This is a genomic window from Actinoplanes sp. NPDC051633 (genome assembly GCF_040681735.1).
Lineage (GTDB): Bacteria > Actinomycetota > Actinomycetes > Mycobacteriales > Micromonosporaceae > Actinoplanes.
Window position 1 is genome coordinate 1 of the sequence record NZ_JBFAZH010001432.1, and the last position, 1,756, is coordinate 1,756.

At 72.7% G+C, this 1,756-nt stretch carries 2 protein-coding genes; one reads left to right on the plus strand and one right to left on the minus strand.

The window, feature by feature from the left end; all coding sequences use genetic code 11:
- On the plus strand, positions 1-307 hold a 307-nt coding region (locus AB0M20_RS41770), incomplete at its 5' end, for a dihydrofolate reductase family protein (protein WP_364306895.1).
- 48 nt (positions 308-355) lie between these two features.
- Here AB0M20_RS41770 and mycP read toward each other — a convergent pair.
- Entirely contained in the window at positions 356-1,558 is a 1,203-nt protein-coding gene (mycP, locus tag AB0M20_RS41775; RefSeq protein WP_364306896.1) for a type VII secretion-associated serine protease mycosin, read from the minus strand.
- Positions 1,559-1,756 lie beyond the last annotated feature (198 nt).

A 1,756-nucleotide genomic window follows, 5' to 3' on the forward strand; every position in this document is an offset into this window, starting at 1 on the left:
CTCCCGCACCCTCACCGACCCGCTCCCCTGGGCCGGATCGTCGGTCCTCGACGGCGACGCCGTGACGGCCGTGGCCAAGCTACGGGCCGGCACCGACGGCGAACTCCACGTGGTCGGCAGCGCGGACCTCACCCGCCAACTGCTGGCCGCCGGCCTGATCGACGAGCTGCGCCTGATGATCGACCCGATCCTGCTGGGCTCCGGCAAACGCCTCTTCCCGGCAACACCAGACCCGTCCAGCTGGCAACTGACGGCCAGCGTCGCCACCGCGACGGGCGCGCTGCTGACCACCTACACCCGCATCTGACTCGGCCGGCCTTCTGATTCGCCCGGCCTTCTGATTCGGCCGGCCCAGTCACCGGCCGGCCGGCCGCCAGCCCCGGCGGCGACCCCGGCGGATGGCGGCGACCGCGATGCCGCCCAGCACGGCCAGGCCCAGGCCCGCCGCTCCCACGATCATCGACCGGTCCTGCGCCTCGTGCCGGCGGGCCGCCAACGCCAGCGCCGCCGGATCCTCGGTGTGCAGGACGGTCGGCGCCGGTGACGGATTGCCCACCGGCAACGTCTCGGTCAGCGCCCGATACGGGTTCAGCAGACCGAAGCCGTACTCGTCGCTGCGCCGGCCACCCGGCGCCGGGTCGGCCGTCACGATCAACCTGCGCTGCACCTGCGCCGGGGTCAACGTCGGCAGCCGCTGCAGGATCAGCGCCGCGGTGGCCGACACGAACGGCGCCGCGAAGCTCGTGCCCTGCACAGTCGTATGGCCACGCACCGGCGCCGCCGCGGTCACATCCAGCCCGGCGGCGACCAGGTCGACATACTGCCCATGCTGCGAGAAGCTCGCCCGGGTCCCGTCCGGGCCGACCGCACCGACCCCGATCACGCCGGAATACGCCGCCGGGTACGGCACCGGATTGCCCTTCGACTCGTCACCGTTGTTGCCGGCCGCCGCCACCACGACCACACCGCCGGCCACCGCCTGCGCCACCGCCCGGCGAACCTCCGCGTTGTCCTTGGTCATCACCACCGACAGGTTGATCACCCGCGCGTTGCCGCCGGTCTTGCTGGCCGCCCACCGGATCGCCTCGGCGAACTCGGCCGGCGTCCCGTCGTCACCGACCTCCTGCCCGCCGATCTCCTCCTTCTCGGTGATCCGCACGGGCACGATCGTGGCGCCCGGCGCGAGCCCCTGGAACGCGACGCGCTCGACCTGCCGGGCGGCGATGATGCTGGCCACCGCGGTGCCGTGACCGACACAGTCCTGCCGGGCGTCCGGATTGTTGTGCAGCAGATCCCGGCCACGATCGACGCGGCCGCGCAGCTGCGGATGGCCGGCGTCCACCCCGGAGTCGATCACCGCGACGCGGACACCGGCGCCGGTCGACAGCGGCGCGATCCGCGACAGGTCGTACAGCTTCTGCTCGAACGGCACATCCCGGAAGACCTGCCCGGGCGCCGGCGGGGGATCACAGGGGGTGGCCCTGGCCCTGGCGGACGCGGGCGCCGGCAAGAGCACGACGGCCAGCGCCGCCACCCCGGCAAGTACCCGCCTGACCATGCGCTCCCCCGTCCAACGACCCCCACGAATGCTACCGACCCACTCCGACCGCTGATGCCCCGCGCCGCGGTGCCGGCCGGGCCCGCTCAAATCTTTTTCGGGGGTGTCGTTGATTCCTTTTTGTTCTTGAGCGTCGGCGATCGACGGCGGCGTGGGACACACCCAGTAGAGCGTCCTAGGATGTTGGTGCGGGAGCTG